This is a genomic window from Mycobacterium neumannii (assembly GCF_048452905.1).
GTDB classification, from domain to species: Bacteria; Actinomycetota; Actinomycetes; order Mycobacteriales; family Mycobacteriaceae; genus Mycobacterium; species Mycobacterium neumannii_B.
This window is the reverse complement of the sequence record NZ_JBCGVF010000008.1, coordinates 255,460-275,686: the sequence shown is the minus strand read 5'-3', so window position 1 is coordinate 275,686 and position 20,227 is coordinate 255,460. Positions and strand designations below refer to the sequence as shown.

22 protein-coding genes are annotated in these 20,227 nt (G+C 64.8%); 12 read left to right on the top strand and 10 right to left on the bottom strand.

Features of this window, described 5'->3' with window-relative positions:
- Positions 1–67: 67 nt before the first annotated feature.
- Positions 68–1,246: an epoxide hydrolase family protein gene (locus AAHH99_RS24045; protein ID WP_418770959.1), complete on the top strand. Its 1,179-nt coding sequence runs from the start codon at positions 68–70 to the stop codon at positions 1,244–1,246.
- Here AAHH99_RS24045 and AAHH99_RS24040 read toward each other — a convergent pair.
- Together AAHH99_RS24040 and AAHH99_RS24035 are read right to left on the bottom strand one after the other, a co-directional pair.
- Positions 1,236–1,886 carry a TetR/AcrR family transcriptional regulator gene (locus AAHH99_RS24040; RefSeq protein ID WP_418770958.1) on the bottom strand — a complete coding sequence of 217 codons (651 nt, stop codon included), beginning with the start codon at positions 1,884–1,886 and terminating at the stop codon, positions 1,236–1,238. The two genes, AAHH99_RS24045 and AAHH99_RS24040, sit on opposite strands and share 11 nt — an antisense overlap.
- Complete coding sequence (locus AAHH99_RS24035) at positions 1,879–3,132, bottom strand: cytochrome P450 (RefSeq protein ID WP_418771117.1); 1,254 nt, start codon at positions 3,130–3,132, stop codon at positions 1,879–1,881. The genes AAHH99_RS24040 and AAHH99_RS24035 overlap by 8 nt, the downstream gene beginning before the upstream one ends.
- A gap of 364 nt (positions 3,133–3,496) precedes the next feature.
- Here AAHH99_RS24035 and AAHH99_RS24030 point away from each other — a divergent pair, with 364 nt between their 5' ends.
- Positions 3,497–3,643 (top strand): hypothetical protein, encoded by a 147-nt coding sequence (locus AAHH99_RS24030; protein ID WP_120279625.1) that lies wholly within the window; start codon positions 3,497–3,499, stop codon positions 3,641–3,643.
- Between the two features lie 77 nt (positions 3,644–3,720).
- On the opposite strand, the gene AAHH99_RS24025 is transcribed toward AAHH99_RS24030, so the two are convergent.
- Positions 3,721–5,430, bottom strand: coding sequence for a GMC family oxidoreductase (locus tag AAHH99_RS24025; RefSeq protein ID WP_418770957.1), 1,710 nt, complete (start codon positions 5,428–5,430; stop codon positions 3,721–3,723).
- Between the two features lie 119 nt (positions 5,431–5,549).
- Here AAHH99_RS24025 and AAHH99_RS24020 point away from each other — a divergent pair, with 119 nt between their 5' ends.
- Positions 5,550–6,230 carry a DUF4304 domain-containing protein gene (locus tag AAHH99_RS24020; RefSeq protein ID WP_418770956.1) on the top strand — a complete coding sequence of 227 codons (681 nt, stop codon included), beginning with the start codon at positions 5,550–5,552 and terminating at the stop codon, positions 6,228–6,230.
- A 65-nt stretch (positions 6,231–6,295) separates the two neighbouring features.
- On the opposite strand, the gene AAHH99_RS24015 is transcribed toward AAHH99_RS24020, so the two are convergent.
- On the bottom strand, positions 6,296–6,670 hold the full coding sequence (locus tag AAHH99_RS24015) for an endonuclease VII domain-containing protein (RefSeq protein WP_418770955.1): 375 nt from the start codon (positions 6,668–6,670) through the stop codon (positions 6,296–6,298).
- A gap of 774 nt (positions 6,671–7,444) precedes the next feature.
- On the opposite strand from AAHH99_RS24015, the gene AAHH99_RS24010 reads away from it, so the two are divergent.
- Complete coding sequence (locus AAHH99_RS24010; RefSeq protein ID WP_064393834.1) at positions 7,445–7,846, top strand: hypothetical protein; 402 nt, start codon at positions 7,445–7,447, stop codon at positions 7,844–7,846.
- An 18-nt stretch (positions 7,847–7,864) separates the two neighbouring features.
- Here the strand turns inward: AAHH99_RS24010 and AAHH99_RS24005 are convergent, their stop codons facing one another.
- From AAHH99_RS24005 to AAHH99_RS23995, 3 genes are all read right to left on the bottom strand, one after another.
- Entirely contained in the window at positions 7,865–8,686 is an 822-nt protein-coding gene (locus AAHH99_RS24005) for a thioesterase family protein (RefSeq protein WP_064427849.1), read from the bottom strand.
- 37 nt (positions 8,687–8,723) lie between these two features.
- Positions 8,724–9,425 (bottom strand): SDR family NAD(P)-dependent oxidoreductase, encoded by a 702-nt coding sequence (locus AAHH99_RS24000; RefSeq protein ID WP_064427850.1) that lies wholly within the window; start codon positions 9,423–9,425, stop codon positions 8,724–8,726.
- Positions 9,426–9,561: 136 nt separating this feature from the next.
- Positions 9,562–10,113 (bottom strand): class I SAM-dependent methyltransferase, encoded by a 552-nt coding sequence (locus AAHH99_RS23995; RefSeq protein ID WP_064427947.1) that lies wholly within the window; start codon positions 10,111–10,113, stop codon positions 9,562–9,564.
- A 109-nt stretch (positions 10,114–10,222) separates the two neighbouring features.
- Here AAHH99_RS23995 and AAHH99_RS23990 point away from each other — a divergent pair, with 109 nt between their 5' ends.
- The 3 genes from AAHH99_RS23990 (at position 10,223) to AAHH99_RS23980 (ending at position 13,157) form a co-directional block, all read left to right on the top strand.
- Positions 10,223–10,669 carry a MerR family transcriptional regulator gene (locus AAHH99_RS23990; protein WP_418770954.1) on the top strand — a complete coding sequence of 149 codons (447 nt, stop codon included), beginning with the start codon at positions 10,223–10,225 and terminating at the stop codon, positions 10,667–10,669.
- A 46-nt stretch (positions 10,670–10,715) separates the two neighbouring features.
- Positions 10,716–11,594: an alpha/beta fold hydrolase gene (locus AAHH99_RS23985; RefSeq protein WP_064427852.1), complete on the top strand. Its 879-nt coding sequence runs from the start codon at positions 10,716–10,718 to the stop codon at positions 11,592–11,594.
- 90 nt (positions 11,595–11,684) lie between these two features.
- Positions 11,685–13,157: an MFS transporter gene (locus tag AAHH99_RS23980; protein ID WP_064427853.1), complete on the top strand. Its 1,473-nt coding sequence runs from the start codon at positions 11,685–11,687 to the stop codon at positions 13,155–13,157.
- A gap of 25 nt (positions 13,158–13,182) precedes the next feature.
- On the opposite strand, the gene AAHH99_RS23975 is transcribed toward AAHH99_RS23980, so the two are convergent.
- Positions 13,183–13,611: an SRPBCC family protein gene (locus AAHH99_RS23975; RefSeq protein WP_064427854.1), complete on the bottom strand. Its 429-nt coding sequence runs from the start codon at positions 13,609–13,611 to the stop codon at positions 13,183–13,185.
- Positions 13,612–13,976: 365 nt separating this feature from the next.
- On the opposite strand from AAHH99_RS23975, the gene AAHH99_RS23970 reads away from it, so the two are divergent.
- From AAHH99_RS23970 to AAHH99_RS23955, 4 genes are all read left to right on the top strand, one after another.
- A complete protein-coding gene (locus AAHH99_RS23970) occupies positions 13,977–15,095 on the top strand; it encodes an ABC transporter ATP-binding protein (protein ID WP_418771116.1) in 1,119 nt (372 codons plus the stop codon).
- An 89-nt stretch (positions 15,096–15,184) separates the two neighbouring features.
- Complete coding sequence (locus AAHH99_RS23965) at positions 15,185–16,363, top strand: polyamine ABC transporter substrate-binding protein (RefSeq protein WP_418770953.1); 1,179 nt, start codon at positions 15,185–15,187, stop codon at positions 16,361–16,363.
- A 3-nt stretch (positions 16,364–16,366) separates the two neighbouring features.
- Positions 16,367–17,242, top strand: coding sequence for an ABC transporter permease (locus AAHH99_RS23960; RefSeq protein WP_418770952.1), 876 nt, complete (start codon positions 16,367–16,369; stop codon positions 17,240–17,242).
- Complete coding sequence (locus AAHH99_RS23955; RefSeq protein ID WP_418770951.1) at positions 17,239–18,084, top strand: ABC transporter permease; 846 nt, start codon at positions 17,239–17,241, stop codon at positions 18,082–18,084. The genes AAHH99_RS23960 and AAHH99_RS23955 overlap by 4 nt, the downstream gene beginning before the upstream one ends.
- A gap of 89 nt (positions 18,085–18,173) precedes the next feature.
- Here AAHH99_RS23955 and AAHH99_RS23950 read toward each other — a convergent pair whose 3' ends face one another.
- Positions 18,174–19,040: an EamA family transporter gene (locus AAHH99_RS23950; RefSeq protein ID WP_418770950.1), complete on the bottom strand. Its 867-nt coding sequence runs from the start codon at positions 19,038–19,040 to the stop codon at positions 18,174–18,176.
- Positions 19,041–19,109: 69 nt separating this feature from the next.
- Positions 19,110–19,520 (bottom strand): hypothetical protein, encoded by a 411-nt coding sequence (locus AAHH99_RS23945; RefSeq protein ID WP_418771115.1) that lies wholly within the window; start codon positions 19,518–19,520, stop codon positions 19,110–19,112.
- A gap of 190 nt (positions 19,521–19,710) precedes the next feature.
- Here AAHH99_RS23945 and AAHH99_RS23940 point away from each other — a divergent pair, with 190 nt between their 5' ends.
- Positions 19,711–20,223: a hypothetical protein gene (locus AAHH99_RS23940; protein ID WP_418770949.1), complete on the top strand. Its 513-nt coding sequence runs from the start codon at positions 19,711–19,713 to the stop codon at positions 20,221–20,223.
- Positions 20,224–20,227 lie beyond the last annotated feature (4 nt).

Genomic DNA, 20,227 nt, shown 5'->3' with positions numbered 1-20,227 from the left:
TGACGCGGCAGGCGTTGAACGGTTCCGTCGACGCATACGCCGAGTCGACGATGACCAGGGAGGTCTCATGCCCACAAATCGCATCACCAGCGGTGTGCAAGCGTTCGAAACCCACACGGCCGGCACCGACCTCGACGATCTGCGCGCACGGTTGACCGCCGCGAGGCTGCCGGAAGCCGAGACGGTCAACAGCGCTGATGCCGGTCCACGCCGGTGGGAACAGGGTGTCCCTCTGGACTTTCTCGCCGACGTCGTCGAGTACTGGCGCACCGGCTACGACTGGTGGGCGTTCGAGGCACGCCTGAACCAGATCGGCCAGTTCCGCACCACGATCGATGGCCTGGGTATCCATTTCTTGCACCGCCGGTCCACGCGCACCGACGCGGTCCCCCTGATCGTGACGCACGGCTGGCCAGGCAGTATCGTCGAATTTATCGATGTCATCGATGAATTGGCAGATCCGAGCGATGCAAGCGCGCAGGCGTTCCACGTCGTGGTCCCGTCACTGCCCGGCTTCGGCTACAGCGACAAGCCGGCCACCACCGGGTGGGGGATCGAGAAGATCGCGGCCGCCTGGGTGAAACTGATGGGACGGCTGGACTACACCAAGTTCGTCGCCCACGGTGGCGACTGGGGAGGCGTGATCACCACGGTCCTCGGAGGCCGGTTCCCGGATCACCTTCTCGGCATCCATACTCTGACCCCGCAGGCACCGCCCGGACTGTCGACGGATGCGCTGACGGACGCGGAGCGGAAATGGGCGCAGGAGACACGTGATTTCTGGCTGCACCGCGCGGCATACGCGAAGCAGCAGGCGGCTCGACCGCAGACCATCGGGTACTCGCTCGTCGACTCGCCAGTCGGGCTCCTCGCCTGGATCCTCGACAAGTTCGCCGAGTGGTCAGACACCAAGGACAGTCCGTTCGAGACAATCTCGAGGGAAAGGATTCTCGATGACGTGACCTTGTACTGGCTGACTCGGACCGGTGCGTCGGCGGCTCGCATCTACTACGAAAGCCACGCCTCGCTCGATCCCGAGTTGCGAGTCGGCGTTCCGTCCGCGATCAGTGTGTATCCCCGCGACATCGAGAAGTGCCCGCGGCCGTGGGCCGAGGAGAGATTCCGGCGCATTGTCCGATGGAATTCTCCCGAAACCGGCGGACATTTCCCGTCGCTGGAGGTGCCCGACTATTTCGTCACCGATCTGCGTGAGAGCTTTGGGGCAGTACTGGCCGCTAATCGGTGAGCGCACCTGCTTCGTCGTGCTCGTGAATCAACAGTGACGTCACTCGCGGATAGAGAATCGCTGGACCAAGCCATCGAGCTACGAAGCCACGCAGTGCGGCCCCCTTACGAATCGGCTGTCCAGGATCGGTCAGCATGGACTGCACTGTGCGCAAGGTCATCTCGGCGAGTTCTTCAAGAAGGGCGCTGTCGAAGCCGTGAAGCTGCCAATCCACATCGAGCCTGCGAAAGAATGACAGGCAGAATGCCTTTGCGGTATCGGACGTCAACGAGGTGACAGCTTCCCCGTCTTGCCGCCGGCTCAGTAGGTTTTCCAGCTGGGGATCGCCGGTGAGGGTTTCGACTGCGAACGACACGCATCCGACGAGTGCCGTGACGGGGTCGTTGACACCGCTGACGTGCTCGACAACCTGATCGATGAATCCGTCGACGGCACGCATCGCGCTGGCGACGAGTAACGCGTCAGCATTGGGGAAGTAGCGGTAGACCGTTTGCCGTGTGACCCCGAGTCGGCGAGCGACGTCGGCAAGGCGTATCGCTGGTCCGTGCTCAGCGACCACTTCGTCCACCGCGTCCAGGATTCGGGCAATCGCTTCCTCGTCTGAGCTGGGTGTCGCGCCTGCCCAGCCGCGGCTACGCATGCGCGGTCGCAATCCTTGCGCTGGTGAATTCGATCTGAAGCGTTAGCGGACCAGTCATTCCCAACAAGGATTTCCACGGCGCCGGACCGACGCGGCGGGGTGCATCGAGACGGCGGGTGAGGACCACAAGTGCCTCCGCCAGCTCACGGCGCGCGAGATTGGCCCCCAGACAGTAGTGGGCACCGCCGCCAAAAGTCAGAATCGGCGGTACGTCTCTGCGGGTGATGTCAAACCGCTCAGCATCGCGATAGATCGCTGGGTCACGATTGGCTGCAAAGGTATTCACCAGTATGAAGGTCCCTGCCGGGAACAGGTAGCCGGCGAACTCGACATCCTCGGTCGCGGCCCGCGGCACGATACTGGCCGCCGGTGAGTGGCGCATGCTCTCCTCGACAGCCTGCATCGCAAGCTCCGGTTGGTCGCGAAGCGTCATCCACTGATCGGGGTGCTCGCAGAGCACCTGGACCGAGGCGGCCAGTTGATTGCGGGTGGTGTCCGTTCCCGCCATCAGGAAGCCGGCCACCAACATGCGGAGTTCGTCGAGATTCAGCCGGTCTCCGTCGCTTTCGGCGCGGATTAGTTCGGAGAGCAGATCATCGGTGAGGCTGTGTCGACGGGCGGCGACCATGTCGTCGACGTAAGCGTCCAATTCGCCCCACGCCCGCATGATCGCGGACTCGTCGAAGTTGGCGTCGGGCTGGAAGTTGAGGGCCTTGAAGACCTCCTCAGTCCAATCTGCGAACAGGTGCCAATCCTCTCGAGGTGCACCGATGAGCGTGCACATGATCGGAGTGGGGTAGGGACGCGCAAGGTCGGTCACGACGTCGCAGCGTCCGGCGTCCGCCACCCGGTCGATCAGCCCGTTCACCACCTCCTGGATGGTGTCTTGAAGACGCGACGTCGCGCGCGGAGTGAACGCTTTCGACACGAGTTTGCGTAGACGCATATGAGGTGCGCCTTCCAGCCCAAGGAGGCTGTTCGCCATCTTTTCGAACAAAGGACCCGACGTAATGCCCTGTGAGGCCAGAGTGATACCGGGCGGAAGCCGAAATCTACTGTCCCGCAGGATCTCGCGGGAAAGTTCATATGACAGGATTTCCGGCCCGAAGGGGCCGATGGCAATGGGTGCACGTGCCTGCGCCGCTCGGACATCGTCGAGGATGTCGTGCGGCGTGGCGGCGAGACCGTAGTTGAAGGTGGGAAGGCCCGCGTCGAAGACATTGGGAGCAGCGCTGGTCACGGTTATCAGAAGCGACTTTCGCGAGTTCTGGACGTTTTGCTCTGAAGCGTATGACCATCAACCGCTTAATGTCAACCAACAGGAACAAAGGCACAGGATAAGCGCGGGTTCCAAGGAGTTAGATCATACGTATAGAGCCCAAACGTCCTGTTGTGTGTCGTACGCGGCGCCAAGCTCCGACCGGCCGATTCTTTTCAGGAGTCATCGCTCGTTCGGCTGCGCTCACGCCGACCAGCGCGATGGGGAGTGACCCGTTTTCTGGACCGCGGCGGCACGCTCTCCAACGCGCCTACAGCCACTGACTCGAAAGACGTGTCGGCAACCTTGCGTAAGGGGTCACGATTTTCGCCTATGGGCGGAGAATTGATCCATGTCCACTGCGGTTTGGATCGCGATTGCGGTATTCGCGGTCGGGGCTGTCGCCGGCGGGTTGTTGCGGATTCGCGCCTGGCTGCAGAAGCCGGCACCACCCGAGGTGATCGAAGCCGCACACCGTGACGACGACGAAGGCGACTGAAGGTCACGACTCAAACAAACCGGTCGCGGCTGTCCGAGGCCAGTTCGGTGGAACGCTGCGGCACGAGTGGGACCGGCTTATTTTAGGATCGCCCGCGCTGCGCGCTCTGCGATCAGCATGACCGGCGCGTTGGTGTTCCCGGACGTGATAGTGGGCATCGCCGAAGCATCGGCCACCCGCAGGCCCGCGACGCCACGCACGCGGCAGTCGGTGTCGAGCACCGTGGCGGCGGACCGTGGCATACCGCGTGTATCAAAGGCACCCATCGCGCAGGTGCCCACCGGGTGGAAAATGGTGGTACCCAATTCACGCGCCGCCGCCAGTAGGTCTTCGTCGCTCACCAGTTCCGAGCCAGGGAGCATTTCTTCCGGACAGTAGCGGGCCAGGGGAGGGGTGGCCATGATCTGCCTGGTCATCCGAAGGCCGCGCACGGCGACTTCACGGTCGGCATCAGTGGACAGGTAGTTGCAGATGATCTTTGGGTGGGCCAGCGGATCTGCACCGACCAGACGCACGTGCCCGCGCGAGGTGGGTCGCAGGTTGCAGACCGAGGGAGTGATGGCACCGAAGGGGTGCAGGGGTTCCCCGAATTTCGGCAACGACAACGGCTGCACATGCCACTCCATATCCGGGCTGGCCAGCGCCGGCTCGCTCCTAGCGAAAGCCCCCAGTGTGGACGGCGGCATCGTCATGGGTCCCGATCGCAGCAGCAGGTACTGAATTCCCATGCCCGCCCGGGTGATCCAATTCCGGTACAGCGTGTTGACGGTTCGCGCGCCCCGAATGCGGTAGACCGTTCGAAGCTGCAAATGGTCCTGGAGGTTTCCGCCGACTCCTGGCAGATCAACGACCACCGGCACGTGATGCTGGGTGAGCAGCCCCGCCGGGCCCAACCCCGAAACCTGCATCAGATGGGGCGAGCCAATGGCGCCGGCGCTCAGGATCACCTCCCGACGGGCTCGGGCGTCGACGATCTGGCCGTCTTTGAGCAGCCGTAGGCCGGTGACGCGGTGCTGCGCCGTGGTCCAGGCGCCGCGACGCTGATCGTCGCTGACCTGATCGTCCATTAGCAGCTGGAGAGCCTGAGTCTGCGTGTAGACGGAGAGATTGGAGCGGTGGGTGACGGGGTGCAGGAAGGCATCGGCCATCGACCAGCGCCGGCCGCGTCGTTGATTGACATGAAAGTAGGCGCTCCCGGAGTTGTCGCCCCGGTTGAACTCTTCGATCGGCGCAATACCCAGTTCGGCTGCGGCGGCCTGCCAGGCGTCCAGAATTTTCCAGCGCACCCGCGGTCGCTCCACGCGGATCTCACCACCGGTGCCATGCCACTCGTCGGCTCCGCCGAAGTAGTCTTCCAACTCCTTGTAGATTGCGAGTGTTTCGCCTGGACCGTCTGGGCCGCCCCAAAGCCAGCGCTCGTCTCCGGTGGCTTGCGCCCACAACTCGTAATCGCTTGCCTGCCCGCGCATATGGATCATGGCGTTGATCGACGAGCATCCGCCGATCACGCGACCCCGCGCGTAGATGATGCTACGGCCGGCCAAGCCTGGGTCGGGCTCCGTCGTGAAGCACCAGTCGGTGCGGGGGTTGCCAATGGTGTACAGATAGCCGACCGGCACCTTGATCCAGAACCAGTTGTCCGTGCCGCCGGCCTCGATCAGGAGCACACGGTGGTCGGGGTTGGCGCTGAGCCGATTGGCGAGCAGGCAGCCCGCGCTGCCCGCTCCCACGATGATGAAGTCGAACTCGGCATCAAGTCGAACTCCTTGGTGGCCCCTGGATCTCACCGCTACCACATTAACGGGCAAGGTAGCTTTCGCCCTCATCGTCGGGCATGGTCGCGCCGCCCTTGCGTAGCCTGAAATTGGTGCGTTGGAGGATGGTGCCGCGGCCTTAGCCTTGAGTCATGGGCGAGGGGGCAGTCAACGGTTCATTGCAACGGGCTTACGAGGCGGTGGTCTCCGCCGATGTCGGCCCGTTCCTGCGCGCACGTGGCTTTGGCATATCGGACTGCAGTTTCAAGCGGGAGCGCGGGCCGCTCTACGACATGATCCACCTTCAGCCCGACTGGCACAACGGCACGATGTCGTGGCACGGGTTCTTCGTCAATGTCGGTATCGGATCAGTCGAAGTCGACGCCGCATGTCCTGGATACGAGCGAGTGAGACATCCTCTCAAAGGTTCGCTGCTGCAACGTCGTTGGGAGGACTTGGTATCCGATCTGCCATACGAGGTGCGATTCGACCGTCGCACCGACATGCGGCAGTTCGCCGGCGCGCTCTGCGACGGCTTCGACTTGATACTGGTTGAGGTGGAACGGATAAGCACTACAGAGCAATTGGTGCGATACGCAGTCGACAACAACTTGCTCATCGAATATGACAAGACCTGCCGGTACCTGGCTGCAATTGATGACATCGACACGCTGACGGAATACGTGACAAGGCTGCACGATTGCTTCGGACATCAAGACCGTTGGTCGATCTTCAGCCGCAACATCAGCACGGCTGCTGGGCGCTGGGCGGATGAGCTGGGGAAGCGAGGATTGCTCGAGGATTACCCCAGTGACAGGTATGAGCCTTCCTGACGACGGTGTGGCGGATGACAAACCGCTGGGACGGTTGTCGAAAACCGCGTCGCCGCCGACGCGTCCTACGCGGTATTCGACGAATTATGGGCTCGCAAGTACGAGATGGCGGCACTTAGACGCTGCGGGTTGTCACCAAACGCTCCGAGGCCCGCATTGCATGACGGACAGAGAAGCCCCCGAATTTCGCCGGTGACGTGATCATGATCTACCGCGAGCGGAACCTTCGCCAGTGGCCTGCCGTCGCGGCGAGGTCGACCACCGACTCGGTTCAAGTCGATTGCGATCTCGTCGCGTCCGCAGATTGCGCAGCGATAATCCTGAGTTGCCCGGAGTAAATCGTACTGCTCGGGCGTAATTCGATACTTCGCCCACAGGTTCGCGCGTCGGATCTCCGCTGGATGTTGCTTGAGCCGGCGAGCCCGCTGGTAGCACGCCATACACAATGGATCGCTCTCTCATGTACGCGCCATTCGTCTTCGCGGTTTGACTTTGCCGCATCCAACGACCGGAGAACAACGCATCATCTCTAGCTCCGACGAAATTGTCGGCGGCTGATCCATAGGGAGAGTCTGGCAGTATGGTCTGACATCTAACTTGACATAGTGTGGCTTATCGGCATTCGGCTGACCTGGCGGATGTGTTGCCGGGCCGGCCGGTTGTCTGTCACGGCCGGCGTCCCGGAGCGCTCCCGGCGGACCGCTCCGTTCCGGCCAACACGCCGCCCGGCGACCCCTTAACGGGTTGATTCCACGCACCAGACGCGTGCGATCAACCCGTTAGCGATGTCGACATCCGCCCGGTCGATCGAGGCCGCTTCGTGGCGTCGATGAACCGGGCCGGCTCGGGCATCCATCGACGCCTCCTGGCTTCCCCGCTGCGCGATGTCATTTCGTCACTGTGACGATTTGGTGCCGTCTAAGCCGGACCTGGAAAGCACTCGCTCCGGGGCGATTTCGAGCACGCGACCCGCCAGACTGATAGCAACCAATAGCTCGGCCATCGGCGCATCAAGAAGAACACCCATCATCCGCCTCCCGCCACTTCCGGCGCCGCAGAAAACAGCGCCTCGCCCCTGGACCCTCCCCACCTCTTCCCCGCGAGACGACCATCGTTATGTCACGTGACGATTTGCGCACTCCCCGCCTGTCCATCGCGCGAATCGTTCGCGGCAAATACCGGACAATGCGGTCACCGTGCGGGATCGTTGTCACATGAGCCCCAAGGTTCCCACCCCTAAAGAAATCAGAGAAGCGGCGCAGGCGGCCGCCGAGACCGCCCAGACGGTCGCCAGTGAGGCGATGCGCATCCCACCCGCATCGCTACAGATGATGGCCCAGGTGCCGGACCTCATCGAGAACATGGCCGCGGCGACGGAGCGTCTCAATGCGGCGATCGACCGCGCGGAACGCTATCTCGCACTGGCCGATCCGATGATCCGGACCATGGACGCGATCGTGCCGCAGCTCGAGGCGCTGATTGCCACCGGCAACGATGTCTACAACGCCGTTGGCCGGATCCCCGGCGTTGCCACGGTGGGCCGGTTTGCATCTCGGACCTCGAGCCCGCCGGCAGAAAAGAAGCCCCCCGGTGGGCGCACCCGCAAGAAACCCTGACGGCAAGCCGCCGAGCGATCATTCGTAGTTGACTTCACCGCGCGGGAACGGCCGGCCGCGGAAGTCGATCTGGGCCGCCGGGTTCGCCACCGCGGTCACCATGCCCGACCCGAAGGCGCCCTGCCGGTCGAACAGCGTCGCCGTGCCGACCGAGATTCCGTCAGCCACCCAATGTGAGTCGCCCTGCACCAGAACCCAGTCGTCAAATGGCATCCGCGCCAACGCAACCGTGAGGTCCCCGTTGATGTAACCGATCCCCTCGGTGCCCAGATTGCTCACCAGGCTCGTCGACTCCGCCACTGTTACCGCCCTGACAAACGGTGAGACTGGCTCTCCCGCAACGATGTCCGCGCAGGAAAAGTAGAACCGCTTGCGCGACGTGTTCTGGTGCGCTGCCGGCGAACGCGTCCAACCCGCATCGTCGCTACCGATGAACGGTACGAGTTCCTCGTCTGGAGTCGGCAGTTGCGGGACGCCGCCAGGCGCGACCCACTCCTCACCGGGCGGCGCAGCCGATCGTCGGTACTGCACCAGCGTGGCACGTGCGACCGGCCGACCATCCTGCACCACTTCGCATTCCGCGTTGCGTACGCGCCGACCGTCACGGATCACCCGCACCTCAACGGTCGTCGGCAGGTTGCGCGCCGCCCGGAACAGGTCGACAGTTATCCGCGTCGGCATGAACTCCGGCGAACCGCAATCCTTCTCGAGCGCCTGCGCGGCCAACCCGACGACGGCCGGTCCGTTGAGGTGATCATCACCCCAGTGGCTCTGGGCAAAGATCGACGGCATGTATGCGCCGTCCGCCGTCGGCGTGAAATACGCGGGGTCAGTGCTCATCTGCGGATCTTCGCACAGGGAGCCAAACGCGCTTCTGCTAGGTGTTGCGACCGCCGTTGACGCCGATGATCTGACCGGTGATGTAGCCGGCTTCCTCTGAGACGAGAAAAGCGCACGTGGCCGCGATGTCCTCGGGCTTACCCATGCGGCGCACAGGAGTCGCGTCGATGGTGGCCTGAATGTCGCCGAGGTAGCCCCGCGCCTCTGCCGCTCGCAGCATCGGCGTGTCGATGAAGCCCGGCGGCACGGCGTTCACGGTGATGCCTGCCGGACCGTATTCGAGCGCCAGCGTCTTCGTCAGCCCGTTCACCGCGGATTTCGCCGCCACGTAGTGCGACATATACGGCGCACCGGAATGCGTGCTCGACGACGAGATGTTGACGATCCGACCCCAACCCGCGTCCACCATGTCGGGCAGTACCGCCTGCACGCAGTGAAAGACGCCGTTGAGGTTGACATCGACCACGCGCTGCCACTGCTCGAACGTGATGTCGCCGAACCGCGAGAAGCCGTCCAGGCCCGCAGCATTGACTAGAATCGCCACCGGCCCGAGCTGGCTACGTACGGCCGAAAGCGCGGCGTCGACCTGACGGCGATCAGTGACGTCGGCGGTGAAGGTGAACTCCTCGTCGCTCGGCGCCAAGTCGACGCTCGCGACGCGGTAGCCGTCGGCACGCAACCGATCCACGACCGCGCGTCCGATCCCCGAGCCGCCGCCGGTGACGACCGCTGTCTTCATTCACTTGTCCTTTCGTGATCCCTTGTCAGAGAACGCGTATGCCGATCAGTGAAGCATCCGCAAACCAAGGAGTGCTGACGCGCGTCCTTCAGGTGTAGCAGATCGCACACTCGACGCCGGAGATCGGCACCGAAAGTTACCGGCGAACGGCCAAGACCGCCCACACGTCGCGCCGCCCGGCCTTGTGCCCGCCGACCGTCACGTCCGCGAAACCCCAGGAGCGACACCGCTCCGCGAACGCGTCAGCCTGCTGGCGCGTCCACCCGTGGCTGGCCAGGCCCGTCGCACCCGGTTTCGTCTGTCGTTCAATAGCGAGCAGGCGGCCACCGGGAACGAGCAGTCGAGCCGCCTCATTCAAACCTGAATCCACGTCTTGCCAGTGGTGCACGGTCGCCAGCGACCACACCACGGTCGCCGACTGGTCCGAGAGCGGCACGTCCTCGGCGGTGCCCGTCGTCCACGCGACGGAACCGTCGGGGGTGAACATGCGGGCGAGCCGGAGCATCACGGGCGCCGGGTCAACGCCGGTCGCGGCCGCCCCACGGCGGACGGCCTCGCGGACCGCGGACCCGGGCCCACACCCGATGTCGACGACGGTGTCCGCGGCCGACACACCAGTGAGGTCCGCGGCCAGGCGGGCACTCGGCCGCCCCATGAGCATCAAGACGAGCCCGACCAGCGCGCCCATCGGGCCTGCGAAGCCGGGATGGTCGGCGTGATGGTTGACGGGCAGATTATCGGCGGCGCTCACGACCACAAGCTTGCCGCTTCAAGTCGGCTTGAAGTCAAATGGCGGTATGGACGCGATTCCCATCGGCGAAGCGGCCGCCCGGTTGCAGATGGCCTCGTCGACGTTGCGCTACTACGACGAGCGCGGTCTGGTTCGTCCTCAGAAGCGGCTGGCCGGTCGGCGCATGTATGGCATCGACGAACTGCGCCGCTTGGCGCTGCTGAAGATCTTCAACAAACTGGGGCTGCCGCTGGACACCGCTGCGGCCGTCCTCGACGCGCCCAGCCCGCAGTGGCGCGAACTCGTGCGCCAGCAGATCGGCCAACTCGACGAGGTGATCGCGCAGGCGCGCGGCGCCCAGCAGTTCCTTACGCATGCGATGCACTGCCCCACCGACCACCCCGCCCGCCAATGCCCGACGATGACCGGGGCGTTGGACCGGCTGGTCGACGGCGCATCGGTCGAGCAGCTCGCCGCCGAACACGCCGATCCTGACCGTCCGAGCAATACGTAGGGCTCGATCCGGGTATATGAGGCCGAACCGGGGAGGGACCACGCTCATGACTGAGATGAACTATCTGGAGTTGCACGGCGACCGCGTCGCGTACCGAGACGTCGGCAGCGGTGAAGAAGCGCTGCTGCTGATCCACGGCATGGCCGGAAGCTCCGAAACGTGGCGGGCGGTGATCCCCCAGCTGTCGCGGCGATATCGCGTCATCGCGCCCGACCTGTTGGGGCACGGTCAATCGGACAAGCCCCGCGGCGACTACTCGCTGGGCGCGTTCGCGGTGTGGCTGCGCGACCTGCTCGATGAACTCGGGGTGTCCAAGGCCACCATCGTCGGCCAATCGCTGGGCGGCGGGGTGGCCATGCAGTTCGTCTACCAGCATCCCGACTACTGTCAACGCCTCGTGCTGATCAGCAGCGGCGGGCTGGGACCCGACGTCGGCTGGACGCTTCGCCTGCTCTCGGCGCCAGGTTCGGAATTCCTGCTACCGCTCATCGCGCCCCGGGCCGTCTTGGCCGCGGGCAACCGGCTGCGCAACTGGTTCTCCACCGCGGGCATCCAATCGCCACGCGGCGCGGAGATGTGGAGTGCCTATTCCTCACTGGCCGACGCGCAGACACGCCACGCCTTCCTTCGGACACTGCGCTCGGTCGTCGACTATCGCGGCCAAGCCGTCAGCGCCCTGAACCGGCTGCACGTCGCATCGGAGATGCCCATCATGGCCATCTGGGGTGACCAGGATCGCATCATTCCGGTCGGTCACGCGTACGTGGCGCAAGAGGCACGGCCCGAATGCCGGCTGGAAGTGCTCGAAGGCGTCGGGCATTTTGCGCATGTGGAACGCCCCGGTGAGGTGGTGGACCTGCTCGACGATTTCATCACCACGACCGCGCAGTCGGCCGGACAACCCGTCACCCACAGCGAGTCGTAGCCGCGTCCCCTGCACCGCCCGGTACAGGTACCTCCGGAACGCGCAGACATAATCGACGAAACGGAAGGTCATCTAAGGATCGGAGCGGCTGTGGTCGAGACCGGTGCGGCGCAGTCGCCCACGATCGGTCGCGAACGCTCCCCTCGCCTACTGGTCGCCGGGCTGTCCATCGTCGTGCTGACCGTCGCGGTGCTGCAGACGGCCGTCGTCCCGGTGCTGGGCATCATCGCCGACCAACTCGACGCATCCCTCGTCGGCGTGAGCTGGGCGGTTACCGCGAACCTGCTGGCCGCCGTCGCGGCCACGCCGCTGCTCGGCCGGCTTGCCGACCTTCACAGCAAGCACCGCGTGCTGCTCGGCGTTCTCGCAGTCGTGCTGGCCGGATCACTGCTCGCCGCCGTCACGTCGTCACTCGAACTGCTCATCGTCGCCCGCGTGCTCCAGGCCGCCTCCTACGCCCTCTACCCGATCAGCATCGCGATCCTGCGGGAGGAACTACCCCCGGACCGTCTGATGTCGGCGATGGCGGTGTTGTCCGGGACGCTGGGCTTTGGTGGCGGAACCGGCCTCGTCGTGGTGGGCCTGTTGATGACCGGGGACGCCGGCTATCACCGGGTGTTCTGGTTGACGACCGCGTTCACGGTCGTGGTGATCGCGATCGTGCTCCTGGTGGTGCCTCGACGGCCGCGCCACGTCGCCGGATCGATCGACTGGCTGGGAGCGGCCGGGTTGGCGGTGGGACTGTCGGCGCTGCTGTTGGCGATCAGCCAGGGCCAGACGTGGGGCTGGGCATCGCCTGCCACCCTCGGCTGCGTCCTCGGTGCAGTGGCGGTGCTCGCGGGCTGGTGGTGGTGGGAGCGTCACATCAACCGACCGCTGGTATCGACGTCGATGCTCACCCGACGCCCGATCCTGCTCACCAACGTCGCCACGATCTTCGTCGGTATGGGCCTGTACTTCGCGTTCCTCGGGTTGACGCTTTTCGTTCAAATACCGCGTGAGGCAGCGGGTTACGGCTTCGGCGCGACGGTGCTCGAAGCCAGCGTCGTCTATCTGCTTCCGGGTGCGTTCACCGGCTTCATCGTCGCGTTGGTCAGCGGTAGGTTCATCGACCGTTTCGGCGCCCGGCCGGTGCTGCTCGTGGCGGCGGTCGCCGGTATCGCCGGCTTTCTGTTTGTCGCGTTGGTGCACTCGCACACGTGGCAGATCATCGTCGCGAGCATCCTCGCCAACGCCTACATCAGCCTCGGCTACGGCGCGCTACCCGCGTTGGTCGTCAGCGAGGTGGACGCCGGCGAGACCGGCGTGGCCACGAGCATGAACGCAATAGCCCGCACGATCGGCAGTTCGATCGCGGCGGCGGTCGTTGCCATGCTGCTCAGCCGGTCGGTGCCCGGAACGGGCGTGCCGATGGAGAACAGCTTCCTCGCGATATTTCTGGGCGGCGCGATCACGTCGATGCTCGCGCTGGTGCTGATCGCCATGTCGCGTCCATCGTCACGGCCGATGGATTCCGTGGAGGCCCGCTACGAAACGCGTGCCATGAACCACGAATGGGGCTGACCCCGCCCAGCCGTCGGCCCGTTGGTCAGTGCAGCGCGGCCAGATTGCTGACCGACTTGTGCACGTCGGATTCGATCACCTTGGCCACCAGATTGCCGATGCGCGTGTTCAACAGCCCGCCAGATAGGTCGGCGACCACCTGAAACGTCGACCCCGGATTGTCGGCGCGGACGCACAGGGTCAGCCCGATGCGAATGCCCGGGCGGCCCCGGCCGACCATCTCGACGACCTTGGGCTCGTCGTAGCGCGTGACTTGCCAATGGATGGTGTTGCGGAATCCCTTGACCTTGATCAGCGACGAGACGCATGTCCCGACCTCGATGTTGGCGGGCACCTCGCTGCGCCACCCGCCGAAGATCGTCAGCCACTCGTCGAACCGGCTCAGGTCCGAGGCCAACTCCCACGCCTTGTGCGGGGTCAGGTCCGACGACACCGCAACGTCCACTGCTGCCATGACTAGTGCCGTACCCCTCGAACCGGGGCAGGTAAACGGCGTTTCACCCGATCATGGCGGCGCCGACTGCGAAACTGATCACGACACCGGTTCAGCGTCGGCGCCGCCTGCGGTCTGCCGGCCAGGCCGACGACTGCGCCGGTGACGCGAATCTGGTGCCCGGCATCACGTCAGACGAAGGATTCCATTGTGAGTATGTAAATTCCCTGCGGAATCGCTTGCGAACGACCGCTCGATCCGCGATTGTTTACCCACAGCTCGGGGGGCTGCCCGTAGGAGGATCCGCACTGACCGGCACACACACCACCGCCGTCGACCGATCATCGGGACACAGCGAGGCGGCCCGCCCGTCGGGCGCCCCGGTCATCGAGATTGACCACGTCACCAAACGCTTCGGCGACTACGTCGCTGTGGCCGACGCGGACTTCTCCGTCGCCTCGGGCGAATTCTTTTCGATGCTGGGACCGTCGGGCTGCGGCAAGACCACCACCCTGCGCATGATCGCCGGGTTCGAAAGCCCCACCGACGGTGCGATCCGGCTCGAAGGTGTCGATGTTTCGAAAGTTCCGCCTCACAAGCGCAACGTCAACACGGTGTTCCAGCACTATGCGCTGTTTCCGCACATGTCGGTGTGGGACAACGTCGCATACGGTCCCCGAAGCAAGAAGCTGGCCAAAGGTGAGATCCGTAAGCGGGTCGACGAGCTCCTCAAGATCGTGCGGTTGACCGATTTCGCCGATCGCCGTCCGGGCCAGCTCTCGGGCGGGCAGCAACAGCGCGTCGCGCTGGCGCGGGCTCTGGTGAACTATCCGAGCGCGCTGCTGCTCGACGAACCGCTCGGCGCGCTGGATCTCAAGCTGCGTCAGGTGATGCAGTTCGAGCTCAAGCGCATTCAGCGCGAAGTGGGGATCACGTTCATCTACGTGACCCACGATCAGGAGGAAGCGCTGACCATGAGCGACCGCATCGCGGTCATGAACGCCGGCAACGTCGACCAGATCGGTACGCCGACCGAGATCTACGACCGACCCGCCACCGTGTTCGTCGCGAGCTTCATCGGGCAGGCCAACCTGTGGGCGGGCCGCCAGACCGGAAGGGCCAACCGGGAATACGTCGAGATCGAGGTGCTGGGCTCGGCGCTGAAAGCGCGGCCGGGCGAGACGACGATCGAATCCGGAGGCCACGCGACGCTGATGGTGCGGCCCGAACGGATCCGCGTGTGCATAGATGCTCCCACCGGTGATCTCGTCGGCGTGCGCGCGACGGTCACCGATCTGACCTTCCAGGGTCCGGTGGTCAGGCTGTCGTTGGCTGCGCCGGATGACTCGGCGATGATCGCCCACATCGGCCCCGAGGAGGATCTGCCGCTGCTGCGCCCCGGCGACGAGGTCCACGTCTGCTGGACACCGGACGCCTCACTCGTGTTGCCTGCAGCCGACATTCCCACCGCCGAGGATCTCGAGGAGATGCTCGACGATTCCTGATCGTCCCCGTGGCGATCCGGCACCGCCCCGAGCGGCGACTCGCAAGTGGTCGGCCCCTCCCCTCCCTCCGACGAAAGGCACAGCCGCCCATGCCCTACGAGATGGATCCCCGCCTCTCCCGCTTCGCCGCCAACCGCACGTCGCGCCGCCGCTTCATCGGTGGAGGCGCCGCTGCGGCCGCCGCCGCGGTGCTCGGCCCGTCGTTCCTAGCGGCGTGCGGATCAGACAGCGGCACTTCCGGCACCACCACACAAGAAGGCGGACCGGCGAGCGGCACGCTGCGGATCTCGAATTGGCCGCTGTACATGGCCGAGGGGTTCATCGCCGCCTTCCAGCAGGGCTCGGGTATCACCATCGACTACAAGGAAGACTTCAACGACAACGAGGAATGGTTCGCCAAGGTCAAGGAACCGTTGTCGCGCAAGCAGGACATCGGCACCGACCTCGTGGTGCCCACCTCCTTCATGGCGTCACAGATCCGGAAGCTGAACTGGGTCAACGACTTCAGCGAAGACGGCATTCCGAACAAGAAGAATCTGCGACCGGACCTGCTCGACGCGCAGATGGATCCGGGCCGCAAGTGGAGCGCGCCCTACATGACCGGCATGGTCGGCCTGGCCTACAACCGCGCCGCCACCGGACGTGACATCACCAGGATCGACGATCTGTGGGATCCGGCGTTCAAGGGCCGCGTCAGTATGCTCTCCGACTTCCAGGACGGCCTGGGCATGATCATGCAGTCCCAGGGCGCAGACCCCGCATCGCCCAACACCGAATCGGTGCAGAATGCGGTGAACCTCGTCCGCGAGCAGAACGACCGCGGCCAGATCCGCCGGTTCACCGGCAACGACTACGCCGACGACCTGGCGGCGGGCAATGTCGTGGTCGCGCAAGCCTATTCGGGCGATGTGGTGCAGCTACAGGCCGACAACCCCGACCTTCAGTTCGTGGTACCGGAGACCGGTGGCACCGACTTCCTCGACACCATGGTCATCCCCTACACCACGCAGAACCAGAAGGCCGCCGAGGCGTGGATCGACTTCGTCTACGACCGGGCCAACTACGCCAAACTCATCGCCTTCACGCAATTCGTTCCGGTGCTCTCGGACATGACGTCAGAACTCGACCGGATCGACCCGAATCTGGGCAAGAACGAGCTGATCAATCCGCCGCGATCCACCCTCGACCGGATCAAGGCCTGGGCTCCGCTCGAGGACGAGCAGAAGCAGCAGTACGCTACGATGTACGCCGAAGTCACCGGCGGTTGATGGATGGCGGGAGTCGCCAGTAGCGGCCGACAACGCAGCAGGATCGCACCGTATCTGATGATCCTGCCGGCGATGGTGTACTTGGCGGTGTTCTTCGTCATTCCGTTCATCTCCCTGGCGCGGATGTCTCTGTCGAAGGCCAGCGGCTCGATTTTCCTTCCGACACTGACATTCTCGTGGGATTTCGGGAACTACGCCGAGGCGTTCAGCAAGTATCAGGAGCAGATACTGCGGTCGTTCGGCTACGCCACCACCGCGACGGTGCTGTGCGTGCTGCTCTCGTTCCCCTTGGCGTATGTGATCGCTTTCAAGGCCGGGCGTTTCAAGAACCTCATCCTCGGACTGGTGATCCTGCCGTTCTTCGTGACGTTCCTGATCCGCACCATCGCGTGGAAAACCATTCTGGCCGACGACGGTTGGGTGGTCGGCGCGCTGGATGCGATCGGGCTGCTGCCCGTCGAGGGGCGGCTGTTGTCGACGAGTTGGGCCGTCATCGGGGGCCTCACCTACAACTGGATCATCTTCATGATCCTGCCGCTGTACGTCAGCTTGGAGAAGATCGATCCCCGGCTGATCGAGGCCTCCAAGGACCTGTACTCGTCGAACACCCGCAGCTTCACCAAGGTCATCCTGCCGCTGTCACTTCCCGGCCTGCTGGCCGGCAGCCTGCTGGTCTTCATCCCGGCCGCGGGTGACTTCATCAACGCCGAGTATCTGGGCAGCACCCAAACGACCATGATCGGCAACGTGATTCAGCAACAGTTCCTGGTCGTCAAGGACTACCCGGCCGCGGCGGCGCTGAGCATGGTGCTGATGGGCATCATCCTGGTGGGTGTCCTGCTCTACACCCGGGCATTGGGCACGGAGGAACTCGTATGACCGTCCAGGCCATGGAAGCGGCGACCAGCATCGCGCCGGCCAAGCGAGTCAAGGGGACACCGCGGCGGGGTGACTGGCTGCTGAGGATCGTCGCGGGACTGGTGCTGCTGTACCTGTTTCTGCCCATCTTCGTGATCGTGCTGTTCTCTTTCAACGATCCCAAGGGCAAGTTCAACTACAGCTGGCAGGGTTTCACCCTGGACAACTGGGCCGATCCGTTCAAGTACCCCGCGCTGACCGAGGCGCTGAAGCTGAGCATCAACGTCGCCGCAGTCTCCACCGCCGTTGCATTGGTGCTGGGCTCGCTGGTGGCGATAGCCCTTGTGCGCCAACGGTGGCGGGGCCAGCGTGCGGTCGACACATTTCTCGTGCTGCCGCTGACGGCGCCCGAGGTTGTCATGGGCGCCGCGCTGCTGGTGCTGTTCCTCGACCTCGGCTGGGCCACCGGCTATGTGACGATCGTGCTGGCGCACATCGCGTTCGAGGTCAGCTTCATCGCGATGACAGTGCGTGCCCGGGTGCGCGGATTCGACTGGACGCTCGAGGACGCGTCGATGGATCTCGGCGCCAGCCCCACGCGCACCTTCTTCCGGGTGACGCTTCCGTTGATCGTTCCGGGCATCGTCGCGGCGGCCATGTTGTCGTTCGCCTTGTCGCTCGACGACTTCATCATCACCTATTTCGTCAGTGGTTCGACGGTGACCTACCCGCTGTATGTCAACGCCGCGGTTAAGGCCGCGGTGCCGCCGCAGATCAATGTTCTCGCCACGGCGATCCTGGTGGTCAGCCTCATCCTGCTGGCAGCGGGAACCCTGTACCGGCGCAAGCGGATCGACGTCTAGCGCACGCTACGCGCCGGGGTGCGCCGAGTTCTGCACCAGGGCTGCGAATCCGGCGGAATCACGACCCTCCTGCAGAACTCGGCGCGAACTCACGCGCCGACCTCGGCGGGCAGCGGGGGCTCGCGCGCCCCGGCGCGGGCGGCGCCCATGCCGGCGGCCACGACGAAGCACATGCCGAGCACTCCGAGCGGTTCGGGCACCTGGCGCAGGATGATGAGGCCGATGGCCATCGCGAAGCCGGGTTCGAGGGCCATCAGCGTGCCGAACGCCGCGGTCGTGAGTCTGCGCAACGCCAGGAGTTCCAACGCGAAGGGCACGACCGGCAGCAGGATCGCCAGTCCGATACCGATCAGCAGGATCTCAAGAGACATCCGAGGCAGCACCAGATGGCCGACGGCGAGCGTCGCCACCAAACCAGCGACCGGCATCGATACCGCCAAACCGGACATGCCCACCACCTCGTCACCGACCCGCTGGGTCAACAGGATGTAAGCCGCCCAGCAGGCGGCCGACGCCAGCGCGTAAAGGACGCCGACCGGATCAATCTCGCCGGCCCACGGTTGTGTGAGCAGCACGACCCCCGCCGCGGCCAGCCCCGGCCACAGGAGGCGGGTCCTTCCGGTTCCGTGCGCGACCGCGACGCCCAAGGGACCGAGGAACTCGATCGCGCTGGCAGTGCCCAAGGGAATGCGGGCGAGCGCCGCCATGAACAACAAGGTGATGGCGGCAGTGACGACACCGAGCACCACGCACATTCGAAAAGTCGCCCAGGTGAACGCGCTTGGTCGCGGCCGCACGATGACGAGCATCAGCACACCTGCCCATGCCAGCCGCAGCCAGGCCGCGCCTTCGGCGCCGATACGGTCGATCAGCGTCACCGCGACCGCCGCGCCGGTCTGCACGGACAGCATTGCCGCAACCGCCATCAGCACCCCGCTGCGGGTACGGCTCACCATTCCTGCATTGAACGGGATGTGGAGCGGTCGCGTCCACGGTATTTCGTTCGGCAGCCAGGCGTGGCTCTGCTACAGGCGAGCGAGGCTGAACGGGTAGGTGAAGGTACCGCCCGGGGCGCCGTCACAGCCGGTCGCGAACGAGGACTCGAGGATGCCCGATCGGGTCACGGCGTCCCATGAGTAGACGTCGCGGGTCGGGATCACCGGACCGTAGTAGACGTTGCCGCAGCGCAGCCCGTCCGGAACGTCGACGGTCAGGGTGTACCGACCGTCCGCCAACTGGGCGTCCCCGCTGTACGCGAACGCCTTCGCGATGGGTTGCGGGATGGCCTGTACGTGCACACATTCGCCGGGGCAGCGCGAGATCGCCCACAGCCACGTGTGGAAGTCGTAACGCCCCTCGATCACCAGATGGAAGTTGCCGTAGGCGGTCTCGGCGCGCGCGGGCAGCGAGGCGAACAACGCCGCGACTGCCAGCATCACACCGACCAATACGGAAGCCACGGAACGGCGTCGTACAGGCACGGTGTCCTTGATACGTCATGCCGACGACGACCGACGATGGTGGTGCCGCTCAGCGGGATCACCCGTTCCACTGAGCGGGCGTTACCCGATCTCGGTGCCAGAACCGATTTAGGTTGAACTCGCCACGATCGTGAAGGAGTCGGCGATGCGGATGCCCGGTGTCGCGGGATGTGTCGTCGCTGTCGCTGTGACAGGGATCGGATTCGCCGGTGCCGCCAACGCCACCGAGGACCAGTGGGGACTCAACGGCAGCTACACCGCCACCTCGAACGGTGAATACGCCAAGACCAACGAGGTGTTCCGCGACGAAGCCAGCCTGCGCAGCACGTGGACCATCACCACGACGTGCAGCTACCCGACGGAGTGCACGGGCACCGTCGTCAGCGACTTCGGCTGGACCGCGCCGATCTACAAGACGGGTGGCGTCTGGTACGTCAAGCACACGGTGGAGGACTGGATTCCGTGTCTTGACGGCACGGCGGCCCCCGGCCTCCAGGTGTTCCGGTTCGTTCCCGTGAACGAGGACGGCAGCATGACCGACCCTGCGTCGACGACACTGGCGGGCGAAGACCAGACCACCGGCCCCAGCGGCGCGTGCGGCGTCAGCAAGCCGGTCTTCATCAACATGCCGTTCAAGCTCGTGAAGAACGACGCTTGACCGG